Raw genomic sequence first — 19,010 nt, 5'->3', positions numbered from 1 at the left:
TCTACTGGTATGCTGTTATGTACAAAAGCAATAAAGTTAATGACCATACTATGCTTCTTTCTGGCGAGCGTCAACAAGAAATGTTGAAATGTTCAGAATTTTCCATTTGAGCACAACTTTTGAACAGAGCGGTCCGCATTCATATACTAAAAGAAGAGGTGAGAACAATGATGACAGACGGATTCTTATATATATACGCTCCGATGTGCGGTACATGCGCCGTGGCGGAGCGAATGCTCTCGGTCGTCGAGGCGGTCGACCCGGAAATCCGGATTGAAAAGCGTGACGCCAACTTTATCCCGAACGAGCTCGAGGCGTATCAGGTCATGAGCGTCCCGGCACTATTAAAGCTGGAGAATGGCCAAGTTCGCGATCGGTTGTACGCGTTTCAAAACGTTCAGCACGTCCTATCTTTCGTTAAATGAGATAGGATGATGAGAATAATCTGAAAATTTTAAATAATCAGTTGACACAGAAAGTTCACGAATGATATATTCATTACAACATCTTACTTGAACACAACATAGGACGAGATTTTCCCGTCAGCAAGACGTTTTCGAACAACCGCTGCATGAGCTTACGCGATTTCAGGTGGACCGTCCCTTCGATTGTCCCCCAAAAAAATCAAGCGTCGAGGCACCGGTCGCGTAATTGCATGGTCCGTTCGAAGACCGAGTGATGATTGGGTAAAATCCCCCATATAAGGATGAATGCTCTGATCGGGCAAAAGAGGTTCATCTATGGGTTGTCCTTCCCGTGTCTCAAGGTGCTACGTTCTGTGTCATCCTCGGATGGCACCTTTTTTTATTTTTTTGCATAAAATAGTTTGACATGAAAATAATATGTCGCTATGATAAGGCTAATCAAATACGCAACCACTCTTATCAAGAGAGGCTGAGGGACTGGCCCTATGACGCCCAGCAACCGCGGAGCAATCCGAAATGGTGCTAATTCCAGCAAGGTGTAAACCTTGGAAGATGAGAGCAATCGTTGTCCGTACGATAAAGTACGCACGTTTGCTCAAACGTGCGTACTTTTTTTGTTGTCAGGAGGGAAATGGATTGATTCAACTACGCAATGTGGCCAAATGGTTCGATACGAAAAACGGTCGGGTCCAGGCGGTCGATGATGTGTCGCTTACGATTGAAAGCGGCGAAATTTTTGGAATAATCGGATATTCGGGAGCAGGGAAGTCGACGCTCATCCGGTTGCTCAACCGACTCGAGGCACCGTCAAGCGGTGAAATCGTGGTCGCCGGCAGCGAGCTGACGAAGCTCACGCCGAAGGAACTACGCGGGGTACGTAAAAACGTATCGATGGTGTTCCAACACTTCAACTTATTATGGTCGCGCACGGTCGCTGAGAACATCAGCTTCCCGCTCGAGCTCATCGGGGTACCGGCGAGCGAGCGCAAACGCCGCGTCCAAGAACTCGTCGAACTCGTCGGCCTCGCCGGACGAGAAGACAGCTATCCGTCACAACTATCGGGTGGCCAAAAGCAGCGAGTCGGGATCGCCCGCGCGCTCGCTACGAATCCAGAAGTGCTCCTCTGCGATGAAGCGACGAGCGCACTCGACCCGAAGACGACCGATTCGATTCTCGAACTGCTCGTCAGTATCAATAAGAAGCTCGGTTTGACAATCGTCCTCATCACCCATGAGATGCATGTCATTCAAAAGATTTGTCACCGTGTCGCCGTCATGGAGGCCGGGAAGGTCGTCGAGACCGGACAAGTCGCCGACGTGTTCCAACATCCGGAGCAGCCGATCACAAAAGAGTTCGTCAAACAAATTGGTGCGGTCGAGGACATGTCGCTCACGTTCGAGCATTTGAAAGCCCGTTATCCGAGCGGTCAAATCGTCAAGCTTAAATTCTTGAACGAGACGGCCGAACAACCGATTTTGTCGGAAGTGTTGAAGCAGCATGATATCGGCTTCAACATCATCGGCGGGAACGTGACACAGTCACAAGTCGGTGCCCTCGGGACATTATTCATCCAATTGATCGGAGAGCCGGCTGAAGTCGAGCGGGCCATCGCCTCAATCCGGTCACAGGCAGTGGAAGTGGAGGTAGAAAGCGATGTTTCCTAATGTAGATTGGCAAGTTATGTTGGAACAGACGTGGGAGACGCTCTATATGACGCTCGTCGCCGGAGCCGCGACATTCGTCATCGGTCTTGCCCTCGGGATGCTCCTATATGTCACGAACGAGCCACTCATGATGAAAAACCGGCCGATTTACACAATCATCAGCGCAATCGTCAACGTGTTCCGGTCAATCCCGTTCATCATTTTGATTATCTTGCTCATCCCGTTCACGTTACTCGTCGTTGGGACGATGCTCGGCTCGACGGCAGCACTGCCGGCACTGATCATCGGTGCGGCTCCGTTCTATGCGCGGATGGTCGAGCTCGCGCTTCGCGAAGTCGACCGCGGCGTCATCGAGGCGGCCGAATCGATGGGTGCGACGAAATGGCAGATTGTCTATAAAGTATTGTTCCCTGAAGCGTTGCCGGCCATCGTGTCAGGCATCACGGTCACGATCGTTGCGATCGTCGGTTACACGGCGATGGCAGGGGTCGTCGGGGGCGGGGGACTTGGTAACTTGGCGTTCCTCGAAGGATTCCAGCGTTCACAAAGCGACGTCACGTTCGTCGCGACCGTCTTAATCTTGGTCATCGTCTTCGTCATCCAGTTCATCGGCGATCGACTCGTATCCGTAATTGACAAGCGTTCCGCTTGATCGAAATAGAAAATTTGGAGGGGTTTTATAATGAAATCATGGAAAACAGTACTCGGATTGACAGCAGCTTCAGCACTCACTATTCTCGCGGCTTGCGGCGGTGGGGATTCAGAATCAGGTTCAGGCGATGACAAGACGCTCGTCGTCGGCGCGTCGAACGTCCCGCACGCTGAGATTTTAGAACACATTCAAGACGAATATGAAGAGAAGGGCTATACGCTTGAAATTAAGAAGTTCCAAGACTACGTTCTCCCGAACAAGACGCTCGCGGACGGGGAGCTCGACGCGAACTACTTCCAACACGAGCCGTACCTCGAGTCGCAAATGGCTGAAAACAAAGACTACAAATTCGCATCAGCTGGCGGTGTCCACATCGAGCCGATCGGTGTCTACTCACAAGATTACAAATCACTTGATGAGCTTCCAGAAGGTGCTGAAATCATCATGAGCTCGTCGGTCGCTGACCACGGACGGATCCTCACGATGCTCCAATCGGAAGGCTTGCTCACACTCGCGGAAGGCAAGACGACAGATGCGACGGTTGCAGATATCGTCGACAACCCGAAAAACTTGGAGTTCAAAACGGACGTCGAAGCGGCACTTCTCCCGCAAGCGTTCAACAACGGTGAAGGGGACGCGGTCCTCATTAACACGAACTATGCGATCGACGCAGGCCTCAACCCACTCGAAGACGCAATCGCCCTCGAAGGCGAAGATTCACCTTACGTCAACTTGATCGTCACACGTGAAGGCGACGAAGAAGACGAGCGCGTCAAGGCACTCCTTGAAGTCCTCACGTCAGAAGAGACACAACAATGGATCTTGGACGAGTACAAAGGTGCAGTCGTACCGGTCAAACAATAATCTCGTCAAGGCTCGGGACATCCCGGGCCTTTTTTGTTTGGAGTAGTTTTGCCTAAGTATTCGAAGTACACTATATATATGTAGAAAAAGGGGGGATCCGGATGAACATACGACACATTCATCCGCTGACGCTGGGCGTCTTGTTCGGTACATTTTTTGCCCGGCTGTCGACATTTTTTGTTATGCCATTTTTTGCGATTTATCTCGCGACGCTCGGCTTCTCGGCTAGCGTCATCGGGACGGTATTCGCCATCTCGGCGCTGTCGGGGTTATTCATGAGCTTTTTCGGGGGGACGTTGTCTGACCGGTATGGGCGCAAACAGTTGATGCTGATCGGGATCGCCTTGAATGCGGTCACGTTCACTGGCTTCGCACTTGTGACGGAATTGTTTTGGTTTTACATATTCTCGGTGCTCATGGGTGTGTCACGGTCGTTCCTCGAACCGGCGTCCCGTGCGCTCATCAGCGATACGACACAGCCGGACCAACGCGTCATCGTTTATAACGTCCGCTACTTTTTAATCAATATCGCGGCGGCGATCGGGCCGTTGCTCGCGGTCGTGTTGTCGCTGACCGGAGCGAAGAGCGCCTTCTTCGTCGTGACGGGTGTCTATGTCCTATACGGACTCGTCATCTCGACATTGTTCCGCAAGTATCCGTTCGAGGAAGGGGACGGCGTCAAAGTCCGGCCGCGCTTGACGGAAACGTTCCGTGTGTTACAACAAGATAAAACGTTCCGCTCCGTCATCATCGGCATGATCTTTGCCATCATCGGCTATAGTCAGTTCAATGCGACGTTACCGCAGTTCATCGCGTTTCATGACGGCTTCAGTGACGGCTCACGTTTGTTCGCCTACCTGTTGACGGTCAATGCGATCACCGTGCTCGTCGTCCAGTATCCGATCATGCGCTTCGGGATTCGCGTGTCACCGATCAAGTCGCTCTTTTTCGGCGTTGGGACGTTGTCGACTGGCCTTCTGCTCATCGGTTTTGCGACCGAGACGTGGGTGTTGTTCGTCGCGATGGTCATCTTTACAATCGGGGAGGTGCTCATGTTCACGATGACGGACGTGTTGACGGACGAATTGGCACCGGCTCACCTGCGCGGGACGTATTTCGGGGCGATGGGGTTGACGGCGCTCGGTCAGACGATCGGTCCTGTCATCGGCGGCGTGCTGCTCGATGGATTCGACAATGCCGCGCTACCGGTTTTTGGAAGCTTGGCCGTGTTGACGGCATGTGGGGCCTTCTTCTTCGCCGACGCCTTGAAAGAAAGGAAAGCAAGTTTGGCGTTAACCGAGGAAAAAGTTGGATAAAGTCTTGATTTCCCGATATTCTCATTCTCAACATTTAAGTTTTATTGAGAATGAATAATAAGGTGAGTCGCTTGAAATAAAAAATTGCCTAGATTAAGATTAGAATATATCTAATCTACGCCAAAAATGGCGAGAAAACGGAAGGGGTATCCGAATGTCTAACGTACCACACATGAAAATTGATGACCTCCGCGTCTCAATCGAAGGAAAAGAGATCGTCAAAGGTCTTAATCTTGAAATTAAAGGTGGCGAAATTCACGCCATCATGGGTCCTAACGGGACGGGTAAATCTACACTCGCATCGGCACTTATGGGACATCCATTGTATGAAGTAACAGGCGGAAGCGTCGATTTGAACGGCGAAGACGTACTCGAGATGGAAGTCGACGAGCGCGCGCAAGCCGGAATGTTCCTCGCGATGCAGTATCCTGCTGAAATTAGTGGTGTCACGAATGCCGATTTCTTACGTTCAGCGATCAACTCGCGCCGTGAAGAAGGCCAAGAAATCTCGCTCATGAAGTTCATCCGTGAACTCGATGCGAAGATGGACGTCCTTGAAATTCCTTCAGCCATGGCACACCGCTATTTGAACGAAGGCTTCTCAGGCGGAGAGAAAAAACGTAACGAAATTCTTCAAATGATGATGATTAAACCGAACATCGCCATCCTCGATGAAATCGACTCAGGTCTTGACATCGATGCACTTAAAGTCGTCGCTAAAGGCGTCAACGAAATGCGCAACGAAGAATTCGGTTGCTTGATCATCACGCACTATCAACGTCTCCTCAACTATATCGAGCCAGACTTTGTTCACATCATGATGGACGGAAAAATCGTCATGTCAGGTGGCAAAGAGCTTGCACAACGACTCGAAGCAGAAGGTTACGACTGGGTGAAGCAAGATCTTGGAATGACAGTAGACACAGAAGCGTAAGGAGGCTGTACGATGACCGTACAATTTGAATTGGATGCACAAGCAGTAGCGGCACGTGCAGAGGCGCTCGGTGGACCGGCATTTATGGTCAACCGTCGCAAAGAAGCAGCAGAACTTGCGCCGACTCTCGCCTTGCCAAAAGTTGAAAAGATCAAGATTGATAAATGGGACTTCGTCTCTGGAGACGTCGAGCTCACGAAGCACGACGGCTTGACGCCTGAAATCGAAGCACTTCTTGGAGACCACCGTACAAACGTGCTCGTTGAACGCAACGGTCATGTCGTCTACAACGAACTTGCGACGCCAGAAGGTGTTCTCTTCATGGGCATCAACGAAGCGATGGAACAACATCCGGACCTCGTCGAGAAGTATTTCATGACGGAAGGTGTCCGCGTGGACGAAGAACGTTTGTCTGCGTTGAACGCTGCCCTCATGAACGGCGGCGCGTTCTTATACGTACCGAAGAACGTCCAGTTGAAAGACCCGCTCCAAGCCATCTTCACGATGGAACAAGCGAACGGCGCGCTCTATCACCACACGATCATCGTCGCAGACGAAGGCAGTGAAGTGACGTACGTCGAGAGCTTCCTCTCGAACACGAACGAACCGCACACGGTCAACGCCGTGACAGAAGTGTTCGCAGCCGCGAACGCGAAAGTCGTCTTCGGTGGCGTCGACCAGCTCGCTGAGTCGGCCCTCTCATTCATGAACCGCCGTGGTGTCGTCTATGAGAACGCACGCCTTGAATGGGCGCTCGGTCACATGAACGACGGCAACTCGCTCGTCGAGACGAAGACGCACCTCGTCGGAGACAACACGTTCTCAGACACGAAAGCCGTCACGGTTGGTCGTGGCGCGCAGAAACAAAACTTCAACATCCGGACGGACCATTTCGGGAAGTCATCGGAAGGGTTCATCTTGATTCACGGTGTCCAAAAAGATTCGGCCACGGCTATCTTCAGCGGGACATCGATGATTCACCATGGCGCTTCGAAATCGAACGGCGTTCAAACGGAACGTGTGCTCATGTTGTCTGAAAAGGCACGTGGCGACGCGAACCCGATTCTCCTTATCGATGAGGACGACGTCATGGCAGGTCACGCCGCTTCGGTCGGACGCGTCGACGACGTGCAGCTTTACTACTTGATGAGCCGCGGTCTGTCACGTAAAGAAGCCGAACGGTTGATCATTCACGGATTCTTGAACCCGGTCGTCGAGCAACTCGCGATCGAGTCGGTCAAAGACCGTCTCCGTGAAGTCATCGAAGGGAAAGTACGTTAAGATGATTGATGCCTCGATTCGTAAACAGTTCCCGATTTTAGATCAGGAAATCAACGGTCATCCGCTCGTCTATCTCGACAGCGCGGCGAGCTCCCAAAAACCGCTTGCTGTCATCGAGGCGATCGAGGATTACTATCGCCGCATCCACTCGAACGTGCACCGGGGCGTCCATACGCTCGGGACGCACGCGACGGATGCGTATGAAGGGGCGCGGGAGCGCGTCCGTTCATTCATCAACGCCGCCGTCCCAGAAGAAATTATCTTCACACGCGGGACGACGACGGCGATTAACCTCGTCGCGTCGAGCTACGGGGATGCCAACGTCGGAGCGGGGGACGAAATCGTCCTGACGCCGATGGAGCATCACGCGAACTTGATTCCATGGCAACAGCTCGCCAAACGTAAAGGGGCAAAACTCCGTTACGTCGAATTGACGCCGGACGGTCGGGTCACGCTCGACGCGGTCCGTGCCGTCTTGTCGGACCGGACGAAAATCGTCGCCATGAGCCACGTCTCGAACGTGCTCGGCACGATCAACCCGATTGCCGATGTGGCGAAGCTCGCCCATGAAAAGGGTGCGGTCATGGTCGTCGATGCGGCGCAAAGCGCACCGCACCGGAAACTTGACGTGCAAGCACTCGACTGTGACTTCCTCGCCTTCTCAGGCCATAAGATGCTCGGTCCGACCGGGATCGGGGTCTTATACGGGAAGAAACAGTTGCTCAAACACATGGAGCCGGTCGAATTCGGTGGCGAGATGATCGATTACGTCGACTTGTATGAGTCGACATGGAAAGATATCCCGTACCGATTCGAAGCAGGGACGCCGATTATCGCCGGCGCCGTCGGTTTGGCAGCGGCCATCGACTTTTTAGAAGACCTCGGTCTCGAGAACGTCGAAGCCCACGAACGGGCGCTCGCGACGTACGCCATCGAACAGATGCGGACGATTGAAGGCATTGAGATTTACGGGCCAGAAGAACGGGTCGGACTCGTCACGTTCAACTTAGGTGACGTGCACGCCCACGACTTAGCGACCGTCTTGGATATGCAAGGCATCGCGGTCCGGGCCGGCCACCATTGTGCCCAGCCGCTCATGCGTCTCCTGAAGCAATCATCGACAGCCCGAGCGAGCTTCTACTTGTACAACACGAAAGAAGAAGTCGACCTCTTCATCGAAGGGCTACGTCAAACGAAGGAGTATTTCAATTATGAGTTTTAACAATCTCGACATGTTGTACCGACAGGTCATCATGGATCATTATAAAAACCCAAGAAACCGTGGCGTCATCGAAGATGGCGTGACGATCGACTTGAACAACCCGACATGCGGGGATTCACTCCGACTCCAACTCCAAGTCGAGGACGGAATCGTGAAAGATGCCAAGTTCGAAGGCGAAGGCTGTTCAATCAGTCTCGCGTCGGCATCAATGATGACTCAAATCGTGAAGGGCAAGTCTGCTGACGAGGCACTCCAATTGGCCAACATCTTCTCGGAGATGGTCCAAGGGAAAGACTACGATACAGATACGTTCGACCTAGGCGACATCGAAGCGTTGTCTGGCGTCTCAAAGTTTCCGGCTCGCATCAAGTGCGCCACGCTCGCGTGGAAAGCGCTTGAAAAGGGAGTCGACGAGGAAGCGTAAGTAGAAGGAGGAGACCGATATGGCGAAAAATATGCCTGACATTGGCGATTATAAATATGGCTTCCATGACCGAGACATCTCGATTTTCCGTTCAGGCCGCGGCTTGACGAACGAAATCGTAGAAACGATCTCGCGCATGAAAGAAGAACCGGCATGGATGCTCGAGTTCCGTTTGAAATCACTCGAACAGTTCCGCAAAATGCCGATGCCGACATGGGGCGGCGATCTCACGGCACTCGATTTCGATGAGATCACGTACTATGTCAAACCGTCTGAAAAGACAGAGCACTCGTGGGACGAGGTTCCTGAAGAAATCAAACGTACGTTTGATAAGCTTGGGATTCCGGAAGCGGAACAGAAATACTTGGCAGGCGTCTCGGCTCAGTATGAGTCTGAGGTTGTCTATCACAGCATGCAAGAAGACTTCGAAGCGAAAGGTGTCGTCTTCAAAGATACAGACACGGCGCTCAAAGAAAACGAAGACCTCTTCCGTGAGTATTTCGGGAAATTGATTCCACCGACGGACAACAAGTTCTCGGCACTCAACTCGGCTGTTTGGTCAGGTGGCTCGTTCATCTACGTACCAAAAGGCGTGAAGCTCGAGCAACCGCTCCAAGCTTATTTCCGTATCAACTCGGAGAACATGGGTCAGTTCGAGCGGACGCTCATCATCGTCGACGAGGGCGCATCTGTCCATTACGTCGAAGGATGTACAGCACCGGTCTACACGACGAACTCACTTCACTCAGCGGTCGTTGAGATCTTCGTCAACAAAGACGCATACTGCCGTTACACGACGATCCAAAACTGGGCGAACAACGTCTACAACTTGGTCACGAAGCGTGCCGTCTGTGAAGCGGGTGGATCGATGGAGTGGATCGATGGTAACATCGGTTCGAAACTCACGATGAAATACCCAGCCGTCATCTTAAAAGGTGAAGGCTCGCGCGGTATGACGCTCTCGATCGCTCTCGGCGGTAAAGGGCAGCACCAAGACGCCGGCGCGAAAATGATTCACCTCGCACCGAACACGTCATCGTCAATCGTCTCGAAGTCGATTTCGAAACAAGGCGGAAAAGTCTCGTATCGCGGTATCGTCCACTTCGGCCGTAAAGCGAAAGGCGCACGTTCGAACATCGAATGTGACACGCTCATCATGGACAACGAGTCGACGTCGGACACGATCCCGTACAACGAGATCTTGAACGACCAAGTCTCGCTCGAGCACGAAGCGAAAGTCTCAAAAGTGTCAGAAGAGCAACTCTTCTACCTCATGAGCCGCGGAATCTCGGAAGAAGAAGCGACGGAAATGATCGTCATGGGCTTCATCGAGCCGTTCACGAAAGAATTGCCAATGGAATATGCCGTCGAAATGAACCGTCTCATCAAGTTTGAGATGGAAGGATCGATCGGGTAATCCATTCATGCAACCAGCGAAGCCAAGCTTCGCTGGTTTTTTTTGTATAATCAAATAAAAAGGGCTGTCATATGAAGCGATTTTAGTTAAAGAGCAAAACATTAATGGCGTTCATGCATCAGATTCTTGTGCGGTGTCCTCGATGTGAGCAGTGCGCCGACATAATCGTTCATGAAGAGGTACGTCTTAGTTGTCTGGCCTGTGGGTACGTACGGATGTATTCTGATCAAGGCATACGGGTGGAAAGAGGCGCCTACGATCCTTTCTTTAGACTTCCACTTTATTTACAGACGAACTGCTGTGGTCATATCCTATGGGCTTATAACCAGGAGCACCTCGCGTATATGAGACAGTACGTGGAAGCAGATATTCGGACGAGCGACGGCGCGAACCGAAGTATGGAGAGTCGCTTGCCCAAGTGGATGAAGCAAAAGCACAATCGAGATGACGTGTTGCGGGCAATCATGCTCCTCGAACTCGCATATGAGAAAGGATGAATCAAGGTGGACCGACAAAAAGTGTTACGAGTAATCGAGGAGCGACAATTGACATCCGTGATGAACAAGACGAAGTGGGAGGAACTGAGACGAGCGGTGGCACCTGAATGCTTATCTGAAGCGCCTTATCAAATCAAATATGTATTAGAAGACACACCGGATTCTGAATATTTATCGAAGACGGCTGATCTCTCAAGTGATTGGGATGATGGCTTTCCTGATCCGACCGCTTCAATCGAATGGATGCGGATTCTACCTATCGTCAAAGAAGCTCGTGGTTCTATCATGGAACCAGAGATTCATGATGTAACCGATGAATTTCATCACATATTGAGAAGACTAAAGATACCTTTTGTAATGGAAGGTGAGATTATTTGTATTTTTGGTTATGTTCGAGATACGGGGATTTTCGAAAGAGGGGAGAATTAAAACATGTATGAAGATATAGGTGGCGGACGAGTCGAAATCACGGACCGGTTAACGGAGTCAGAAGTACTTGAACTCATACAGTTGGAAACCCTGCACACGATTCAATTTTCTGATGTTGTATCACAAGAAACGTTTATGTTATTAGAAGCGCATCTCTTTTCAAAACGTGATGACATCGTGTTGCGTGCACATAGCTTTGATTTTGCACGGTGCGACTTATCTAATCTTGCTTATGTCCCGTCAGTAAGAAGGTTATATGTTGACGTTGATCGTAGAATAACGAATTTAAACGTCATTCATCAGCTTCGTTCGTTAACTGAACTCGTGTTACACGTCTATCGATTAGAAAGTTTAGACATTTTAGACGGTGTGATAGAGCACCTGATTGACCTCTCGATTGGGGCGACGAAGTCGACGAAGCCCGATTTATCGGTGATCAGTCGATTCTCGAGACTAAAACGTTTGCGCATAGAAGGACATACGAAAGGCATCGATGTGTTGAGGAGACTCCCTCAATTAGAAGAGCTGACGTTACGGTCGGTACGATTACATAACTTTTCTTGTTTAGGCGGTCTTGAAAAACTGAGAACACTGAACATCCTATTAGGCGGGACACGCGATTTGAAGGCACTTTCCGCATTAAAAGCGCTACAACATTTGGGGTTGCGGCACATTCGGGGATTAGAAGATTTATCCGTCATTTCTGAATTGCTCGAGTTGCGAACACTTCATTTACAGTCGCTTCGTCGTGTTCAACAATTACCTGATGTTAGTAAACTTTATCACTTGAAAAGAATAGAAATCGAACATTTACAAGGCCTGATCGATCTTTCAAGCTTAGGTGAAGCACCTTCGTTACGACAATTTTCCCATTTTTCTGCGAAGCATATGCAATTCAAAGATTATGTACCTCTTTTAGAAAACCCGATTGTGGAGGAAGTAGTGGTCGATTTTGGTAGCGTGCGTCGGAATGACGAATTTACAGAAATGATGAACCAGTACGGGAAGGTTGAGATCAGTGATTGGGATTAACGCATTCTAGCATATGGCGAGTACGAGAGGATTCAAAAATATGGTATATTTGAATAAAATTGAACACATACATTCAAAGAAAGTCAGGTGAAGCCATGCAACTCTCCATCCGAGCTACAGGCGAACACGTAGAAGTCTTGTCCTATTTGCTTGCTAAAAATCCAAACAATATATACGAACGCACTGAAAACGGTCATCTCGTCCGGATGTTCTTTAACCGCTTTGAGGCTGAACATGTAGACGTCACATTTTTCGTAACGCCCGACCCAATCGAACTTTCACGTAACAATGCTGGCCAATACGATATTACTTCATACATAAATGACCGAGAATTTGCCGTCAGCAGTATTTTTTGCTCGTTATTACGAACGGCCCTCGGCACGGCGCTCAACGGTAAACCAAAACCAGAATATGCGGAATGGGTCAATCATTCGTTTCCGTTACACATTTCTGTTGGGCCGATTGCGAGTGCATTAAGTGATGGAGCCATTCGTGAGTTGTTCGAACCACTCGGTTATCAGGTGGAGTTCGTCTATAGCGAGACAACCGACGATTTAGATTTAACGAAGAAACACGCTGCCCGAATGCTACAATTGTCAGGCATGACGACACTTCAATCGGCATTGCGACAATTGTATGTGTTGATTCCTGTCATGGACAATTATAAGCATTATTTTATCGATGAAAAAGAAATTGAAAAACTCAAACGTTACGGGGAAGGATGGTTAGATTCTCATCCACAACGTACATATATTTTGAAACAAGCATTGCGCTTCAAAGACGTATATCGTCTCTTAGAAGAGGAGCCGGTAGCTAAAGTACAAAAAGCGAATCACCAGCGGTTGAACGACCTGCGTTATGAGGCAATCATCGGAAAAGTGAGCGCCTTACCAGAGCGTCGTGTCGTCATTGATATGGGTGCCGGAGAAGGGAAGCTTGCGAGCAAACTTGGTTTTGTGCCTGGGATTGAACTGATTTATGCGGTCGAACCGTCTGAGCGTGAGCGACTTAAGGCATTAAAACGTTATGAAAAAAATGCCGAAGATAAAACATTTAATCAACCGGTGTCGATGTTCGGTTCGCTGTTTTATGTGGATGACCGATTACGCGGAGCGGACGTCTTCATTCTTTGTGAGGTCATCGAACATATCGATGAAGATCGTATTCCTAAGATGATGGCCACACTTCTCGATACGTACCGACCGAAGTCGCTCTTCGTGACGACACCAAATCGAGAGTATAACGAGGTGTATGGGCTCGATTCGTCATATCGACACCCGGATCACCGCTTCGAGTGGACGAGGTCAGAGTTTATGTCTTTTTGTGAGACGCAAGCAGCGCTGTTCGGTTACTCGTGTACGTTCAGTGGGATAGGCGAAAACCATCCGACGTTTGGAGAGCCGACTCAACTCGCTGAGTTTACAAGAAAGCAGGTGATCTAATGCGGATTCAACTTCCTTATGCGGGAATTGTATTATTGGTCGGACCGTCTAATAGCGGAAAGTCGACATGGCTCAAACAATTAATCGAAGACGAAACGATTCGTCCGAGCGAAGTCGTCAGTTCGGATGATTACCGGAAACTTGTCGGGGATGTCGAGCATATCGATTGGAAAGGACATCCGCCGGACGAAGCTGACACGCTTTATGAAGCGTATCAAGACATATCCACAGAGGCGTTTGCGCTGATGACTTCACTCATCGAAGCAAGGGCGCGACTCAATAAACTGACGATAATCGACGCGACACACCTCTATGCGTCTGATCGTAAAACTTATATCGAATTGGCACGACGGTTGCATCAACCTATCTACGCGCTAGTCTTAGACGTCGAACAACACACATTACTTGAGCGTGATCAACAACGCGATTTCCCTCGTGGGGGGCGACGTGTAAAACAACAAGTTCAAGTGTTCAATCGGGAAAAGCGCTCGATGAAACGCGAAGGATTCGATCAAGTCCACGTCATCGCGAACGTAGATGAAGTCGACCTAACGCGTCAGATGAACAACCGGCTGCATCTATCGACAGACGATGGAATTGATGTGATTGGGGACATTCACGGATGCTTCGACGAGTTTATCGAATTGCTCGAACGTTTAGGATACATCCAAAATGAAGAAGGGTTATACGTACATCCAGAAGGACGAACCTTCTTGTCACTTGGAGATATTATGAGTCGCGGTCCGAAGTCACTTGACACCATTTTGTTCTTCATCCGGCACGTCGAAGCGGGTGTTGCGAAAATGATTGATAGTAATCATGGCTGGAAAGTGTTGCGCTGGCTCGAAGGACGAAACGTTACGATGAAGCATGGGGATGAGTTATTTGTGGAAGAACTCCATGCATTCGAAGAGGAGAATGGCGCAGAATTAACGGAGGCGTTAAAGTCTTCAATGAAGCGCCTGCTAAAACATGCACCCTCTCACTATGTTCTGACCAAGCACGATATTCCGACAGCGGTCTGTGTCCATGCCGGTATTCGAGACGAGTTCATTGGTAAGTCCTCTCGAGAGATTAGTGATTTTTGTCGCTACGGTGACAATGATGGATTTGATGACGCAGGTAAGCCGATTCGAAAAGATTGGACGGTGCATCATCGCTCGAACAAGTTAATCATTTGGGGACACGATCCGCGTCCACGTCCACTACGTCTCAATCAAACCATTAATATCGATCAAGGTGTGGTTTTTGGTGGGCGCTTGACGGCATTTCGTTATCCGGAACAAACCATCGTTCAAGTGGAAGCAAACCAAGATTATGCACAAGTCGATGACAATCCGCTCGCGATGCTAGAAGCGAAACGATTAGACCCACCAAATATCGGGAAGTTTATGAATGGCTATACGGTAGAAACGGAAGCCATCGGTGCAGTAAAGGTCTCGAAAGAAACAGCATTACCGTCCATTGATCTCGTATCACATCATACCGTCCCGCTTGAAGAGTTGGTTTACATTCCACCGACGATGAGCCCGACACCGAAGCCAGCTGCTGAGGAGGGTTATCTCGAGCACCCAAACGAAGCGATTGCCTATTATCGAGAACTTGGGATTACGCGACTGATCGCTGAGAAAAAGCATATGGGGAGTCGTGCAATTCTACTTCTATTTAAGAATGAGGATGCTGCAGAGCGAGCGATTGGCCGACGAACGAAGGGGATCATTTATACGCGTTCAGGTAGACGGTTCTTTGAATCTGAGCAGGAGCTTGAAGTCGTTACGCGACTTCATCAGTCGTTGACATCAAACGATTACTTCACGTCGCATCAAACAGAGTTTGTCTTACTTGATGCCGAAATCCTGCCTTGGAATTTGAAAGCGAGAGAGTTGATTCGTCATCAGTATGCTCACGTCGCTGAGCAAGCGTTACTCGATCGAGAGCAATTAAAACGTTCGCTCGAGTCAGCTGTAGACCGCGTGGATGGCATTCGTGAATGGTATAGAGAAGTGAGTCAAAAGCTGGAACAAGCCGAGACATTTAAACAGACGTTTCAAACGTATTGTTGGGACGTTGAAGATCTTAACGCGATTAAGATTGCACCTTTTCATGTGTTGGCACATAGCGAAGAAACGTTTTTTGATAAGACGCATGAATGGCATATGACCATGAATCAGAGATTTTCAGAAATGGATGAACTGTTTTTAGCGACCGATTATAGAATCATTGAAGATGCCGAGACTGAAACTGATGTGATTGAATGGTGGAAAGCGATGACTGAAGACGGTCACGAGGGGATCGTCATCAAACCAGAGCGGTTTTTGACGCAAGTTGAAGGGAAACTGATTCAACCTGCGATCAAAGTACGTGGTCGCAAGTACTTATCCATCATCTATGGAATGGATTATTTAGAACCTGACAACTTGAAGCGATTAAAGAAACGGAACGTCTCGAAGAAACAAAAGCTCGCCTTGCGTGAATTTGCACTTGGGATAGAGGGTGTGAAACGTTTCGTGGAGCGAGAATCGCTCGAAAGGTATCATGAATGCGTTCTGGCGACACTTGCGATGGAAGCCGAGCCAGTTGATCCAAGACTATAAAGATTAGGGAGGTACGATATATGGAAACGATTGATCCAAAAGACATCACCCGTATCGCCGTCGTCGGCGCCGGCTGGGTCGGTATCAGTTTCGCCTATCAACTGTCGATGGCGGCGCTCTGTGAAGAGCTCGTCTTGATCGACTCGAACCACGCCAAGGCCGAAGGGGAGGCGATGGACCTCAACCATGGCATCTCGTTCGCCCCGAGCCCGGTCCGCATTTGGGCGGGGGAGTACGCGGACTGCCGTGACGCCGATATCGTCGTCATCACGGCCGGTGCTGCTCAAAAGCTCGGTCAGACCCAGATGGACCTGGCTGAACAAAACGCGGTCGTCGTCCGTGACGTCACGAAACAAGTCATGGCGAGCGGATTCGACGGCATCATCGTCGTTGCGACGAACCCGGTTAACGTCATGGCGCACGTCGCCTGGAAGGCGTCCGGCTTGCCAAAGCACCGCGTCATCGGTTCGGGTACGGTGCTTGACACGGCCCGTCTTCGTTATAAGGTCGGTGAGTACTTCGACTTGTCATCACGGAACTGCCACGTCTATTACATGGGCGAGCATGGCGCCGGGGGATTCGTCGCTTGGGACAACGCCCGCATTTATGGGAAGTCGATGAAGCAGTTACTTGAGGAGAATGAATCGTACCGCCAAGAAGATTTGGACGCCATCTATCAAGACGTCCGCGATGCGGCGAATCAAATTATCGAATATAAGAGCGCGGCGTACTACGCGATTGGGCTCGGTCTCCTCCGGATCGTTCGCGCCATCGTCCGGAACGAGAACTCCGTCGTGACGATCGGTGCCCATCTCGACGGCGAATACGGGGCCTCTGAGCTTCATATCGGCGTACCGGCCTTAATCGATCGGACCGGTATCCGCCAAATCATCGAGATCGAACTGACGGACGAAGAACAACAACAGTTCGACGCTTCGGTCGGTCGGATTCGTCAAGCCATCGATAAAATTGAATCGACCTCATAATAAAAGACCCGGCTGCGACTGCAGCCGGGTTTGTCGTTACGACGCCTTCTTCTCGGCGACGTCTTTCTTATAATATTTCTCGGACGTGAAAAACTCGGTCGTTAACCGCTTCACTTCACCGCTCAACATCAAGACGGCAATCATGTTCGGGATGAGGATCATCGCGAGCATGAAGTCGAGGAAGTTCCAAATCATTTGCGCGCCTCCGATCGCTCCGATGACGATCGAGGCGATATAGACGACTTTCATCATGAAGCCGGCCTTCAAACCGAACAAGTACTCGGCTTGACGCGATCCGTAAAAGATGATGACGATAATCGTCGATAAGACGAAGAAGATGAGCGAGATCGTGACGAGCAGACTGCCCGTGTAACCGAAGTACTCTTGGAATGCGATCGTCGTGAGTGCCGCTGGGTCGTTCATAGCACCGGCCTCTGTCCATACACCGGACGACAAGACGACGAACGCTGTCGTGCTACAGATAATGAGCGTATCGATGACGATGCCGATGACAGCCCAGAATCCTTGGCGGACCGGGTGATCCGTCTGTGCGGCCGCATGGGCGATTGGTGCCGTTCCAAGTCCCGCCTCGTTCGAGTACAGACCGCGAGCGAAGCCCCAACGAATCGTCTCGGCAATCGCTGCCCCGGCGAAACCGCCCAGGGCAGCCATCGGTTGGAACGCGTACGTGAAGATGAGACTGAGCACTTCCGGGATTTGCGAGAAGTTCATCAAGACGATGATGAACCCGGCACCGACATAGACGAGCGCCATCGCCGGGACGATGACCTCTGTCACTTTGGCGATCCGTTTCACCCCGCCGAAGACGACAAGGGCGACGAGACCCGCGACAATCAACCCGGTCACGAGCGTATTCCCGTCAAACGTCTCGCGGACAGCCGAGCTGACAGCATTCCCTTGCACCATGATACTCGGGATGAGTTCAATCATCAGGGCGAAGGCGAACCAAGAGGCGAGCCATTTCAACTTCAAGCCTTTGGCCATATAGTAGACGGGACCGCCGACAAATTCACCGGCCTCGTTTTTCTCGCGGTAACGGACAGCGAGGACGCTCTCCGAGAACTTGATGGCCATCCCAACGACGGCGATGACCCACATCCAGAAGATGGCACCGGGACCACCGAACATGATGGCAGCCGGTACCCCGATGATGTTAGCGGCACCGATTGTCGACGACAAGGCCGACGTGAGTGCTTGGCGAGGACTGATGTCGCCTTCGCCTTTTGGTTTTTTAAAGACACTGCCTAACGTTTGTTGCAATATGTATAGCGGGTATCGGAATTGGAAGAACCCTAAACGAATCGTCAAATAAAGTCCAGACAAGACAAGTAATGAGATGATTGGCACTCCCCAAAGCCAATCAGAAAACGACGTCACCATATTCACAAGTTGTTCCACATCACCACTCCTATCCAGTATTTTACTTATATACTGTTACCTAACGAGTCAGTAGCTAAACGCATTCATTCAAATTAAAGGGGGAAATAGTTATGAAACAGGCACAGCATCTCATCATCTCAGGTCGCGTCCAAGGAGTCGGTTTCCGATACTTCGCTCAATCGACAGCGCTCGAATATGGCGTCACGGGCTGGGTCCGGAACTTGAATGATGGGACGGTCGAACTTCAGATTGAAGGAGACGCTGAGAGACTTGCATCCTATAAACGGGCGTTGTATAACGGCAATCGTTTTGTCGGGGTTGAGCGGATTGATGCAGAAGACGCGACGGTCGAATCATATCGGAAGTTCGATATCCGTTATTGACCATTTTTCTCATAAAGAGCAATCTGCGCTCGTTTTCTCACCGATA

General features: G+C 50.3%; 18 protein-coding genes and 1 riboswitch. Of the genes, 17 read left to right on the top strand and 1 reads right to left on the bottom strand.

Translation table 11 applies throughout. The features are described 5' to 3' along the window. The first annotated feature begins 158 nt into the window (after positions 1-158). From EVJ34_RS06750 to EVJ34_RS06680, 16 genes are all read left to right on the top strand, one after another. Positions 159-425, top strand: a complete 267-nt coding sequence (locus EVJ34_RS06750) for a thioredoxin family protein (RefSeq protein ID WP_255417509.1) — start codon at positions 159-161, stop codon at positions 423-425. Positions 426-878: 453 nt separating this feature from the next. Next, a riboswitch (SAM riboswitch) is annotated at positions 879-984 on the top strand. 77 nt (positions 985-1,061) lie between these two features. Beyond that, positions 1,062-2,090, top strand: a complete 1,029-nt coding sequence (locus EVJ34_RS06745) for a methionine ABC transporter ATP-binding protein (RefSeq protein WP_021065491.1) — start codon at positions 1,062-1,064, stop codon at positions 2,088-2,090. Then, positions 2,080-2,742, top strand: coding sequence for a methionine ABC transporter permease (locus EVJ34_RS06740; RefSeq protein WP_131437904.1), 663 nt, complete (start codon positions 2,080-2,082; stop codon positions 2,740-2,742). Before EVJ34_RS06745 ends, EVJ34_RS06740 begins: the two co-directional genes overlap by 11 nt. 30 nt (positions 2,743-2,772) lie before the next feature. Next, a complete protein-coding gene (locus EVJ34_RS06735) occupies positions 2,773-3,606 on the top strand; it encodes a MetQ/NlpA family ABC transporter substrate-binding protein (protein ID WP_131485039.1) in 834 nt (277 codons plus the stop codon). Positions 3,607-3,707: 101 nt separating this feature from the next. Next, positions 3,708-4,922, top strand: a complete 1,215-nt coding sequence (locus tag EVJ34_RS06730) for an MDR family MFS transporter (RefSeq protein WP_131485038.1) — start codon at positions 3,708-3,710, stop codon at positions 4,920-4,922. Positions 4,923-5,094: 172 nt separating this feature from the next. Further along, positions 5,095-5,856 (top strand): Fe-S cluster assembly ATPase SufC, encoded by a 762-nt coding sequence (gene sufC, locus EVJ34_RS06725; RefSeq protein ID WP_087576453.1) that lies wholly within the window; start codon positions 5,095-5,097, stop codon positions 5,854-5,856. 12 nt (positions 5,857-5,868) lie between these two features. Next, positions 5,869-7,137: a Fe-S cluster assembly protein SufD gene (gene sufD, locus EVJ34_RS06720; RefSeq protein ID WP_034778444.1), complete on the top strand. Its 1,269-nt coding sequence runs from the start codon at positions 5,869-5,871 to the stop codon at positions 7,135-7,137. Between the two features lies 1 nt (position 7,138). Continuing rightward, a complete protein-coding gene (locus EVJ34_RS06715) occupies positions 7,139-8,359 on the top strand; it encodes a cysteine desulfurase (protein ID WP_131485037.1) in 1,221 nt (406 codons plus the stop codon). Continuing rightward, the gene (sufU, locus tag EVJ34_RS06710; RefSeq protein ID WP_131485036.1) at positions 8,349-8,783 is read left to right on the top strand and encodes a Fe-S cluster assembly sulfur transfer protein SufU; all 435 of its coding nucleotides are present in this window, start codon (positions 8,349-8,351) and stop codon (positions 8,781-8,783) included. The genes EVJ34_RS06715 and sufU overlap by 11 nt, the downstream gene beginning before the upstream one ends. 19 nt (positions 8,784-8,802) lie before the next feature. Continuing rightward, entirely contained in the window at positions 8,803-10,200 is a 1,398-nt protein-coding gene (gene sufB / locus EVJ34_RS06705) for a Fe-S cluster assembly protein SufB (protein WP_034778439.1), read from the top strand. A 344-nt stretch (positions 10,201-10,544) separates the two neighbouring features. Beyond that, positions 10,545-10,697, top strand: coding sequence for a hypothetical protein (locus tag EVJ34_RS15695; RefSeq protein ID WP_161568884.1), 153 nt, complete (start codon positions 10,545-10,547; stop codon positions 10,695-10,697). 6 nt (positions 10,698-10,703) lie between these two features. Next, positions 10,704-11,126, top strand: coding sequence for a DUF6678 family protein (locus EVJ34_RS06700; RefSeq protein WP_131485035.1), 423 nt, complete (start codon positions 10,704-10,706; stop codon positions 11,124-11,126). A 3-nt stretch (positions 11,127-11,129) separates the two neighbouring features. After that, positions 11,130-12,158: a leucine-rich repeat domain-containing protein gene (locus tag EVJ34_RS06695; protein ID WP_131485034.1), complete on the top strand. Its 1,029-nt coding sequence runs from the start codon at positions 11,130-11,132 to the stop codon at positions 12,156-12,158. 95 nt (positions 12,159-12,253) lie between these two features. Then, positions 12,254-13,600 (top strand): 3' terminal RNA ribose 2'-O-methyltransferase Hen1, encoded by a 1,347-nt coding sequence (locus EVJ34_RS06690; RefSeq protein ID WP_131485033.1) that lies wholly within the window; start codon positions 12,254-12,256, stop codon positions 13,598-13,600. Beyond that, complete coding sequence (locus EVJ34_RS06685) at positions 13,600-16,194, top strand: polynucleotide kinase-phosphatase (RefSeq protein WP_131485032.1); 2,595 nt, start codon at positions 13,600-13,602, stop codon at positions 16,192-16,194. Before EVJ34_RS06690 ends, EVJ34_RS06685 begins: the two co-directional genes overlap by 1 nt. 20 nt (positions 16,195-16,214) lie before the next feature. Continuing rightward, positions 16,215-17,180: an L-lactate dehydrogenase gene (locus tag EVJ34_RS06680; protein ID WP_131485031.1), complete on the top strand. Its 966-nt coding sequence runs from the start codon at positions 16,215-16,217 to the stop codon at positions 17,178-17,180. A gap of 36 nt (positions 17,181-17,216) precedes the next feature. Here EVJ34_RS06680 and EVJ34_RS06675 read toward each other — a convergent pair whose 3' ends face one another. After that, entirely contained in the window at positions 17,217-18,581 is a 1,365-nt protein-coding gene (locus tag EVJ34_RS06675) for an alanine/glycine:cation symporter family protein (RefSeq protein ID WP_483297322.1), read from the bottom strand. A 110-nt stretch (positions 18,582-18,691) separates the two neighbouring features. Here EVJ34_RS06675 and EVJ34_RS06670 point away from each other — a divergent pair, with 110 nt between their 5' ends. Beyond that, a complete protein-coding gene (locus tag EVJ34_RS06670; protein WP_131485029.1) occupies positions 18,692-18,964 on the top strand; it encodes an acylphosphatase in 273 nt (90 codons plus the stop codon). Positions 18,965-19,010 lie beyond the last annotated feature (46 nt).

Origin of the sequence: Exiguobacterium sp. SL-9 (assembly GCF_004336985.1) — a bacterium.
Classification (GTDB): domain Bacteria; phylum Bacillota; class Bacilli; order Exiguobacteriales; family Exiguobacteriaceae; genus Exiguobacterium.
Note: the sequence above shows the minus strand (reverse complement) of the source record. Positions and strands in the feature narration are given on the sequence as shown.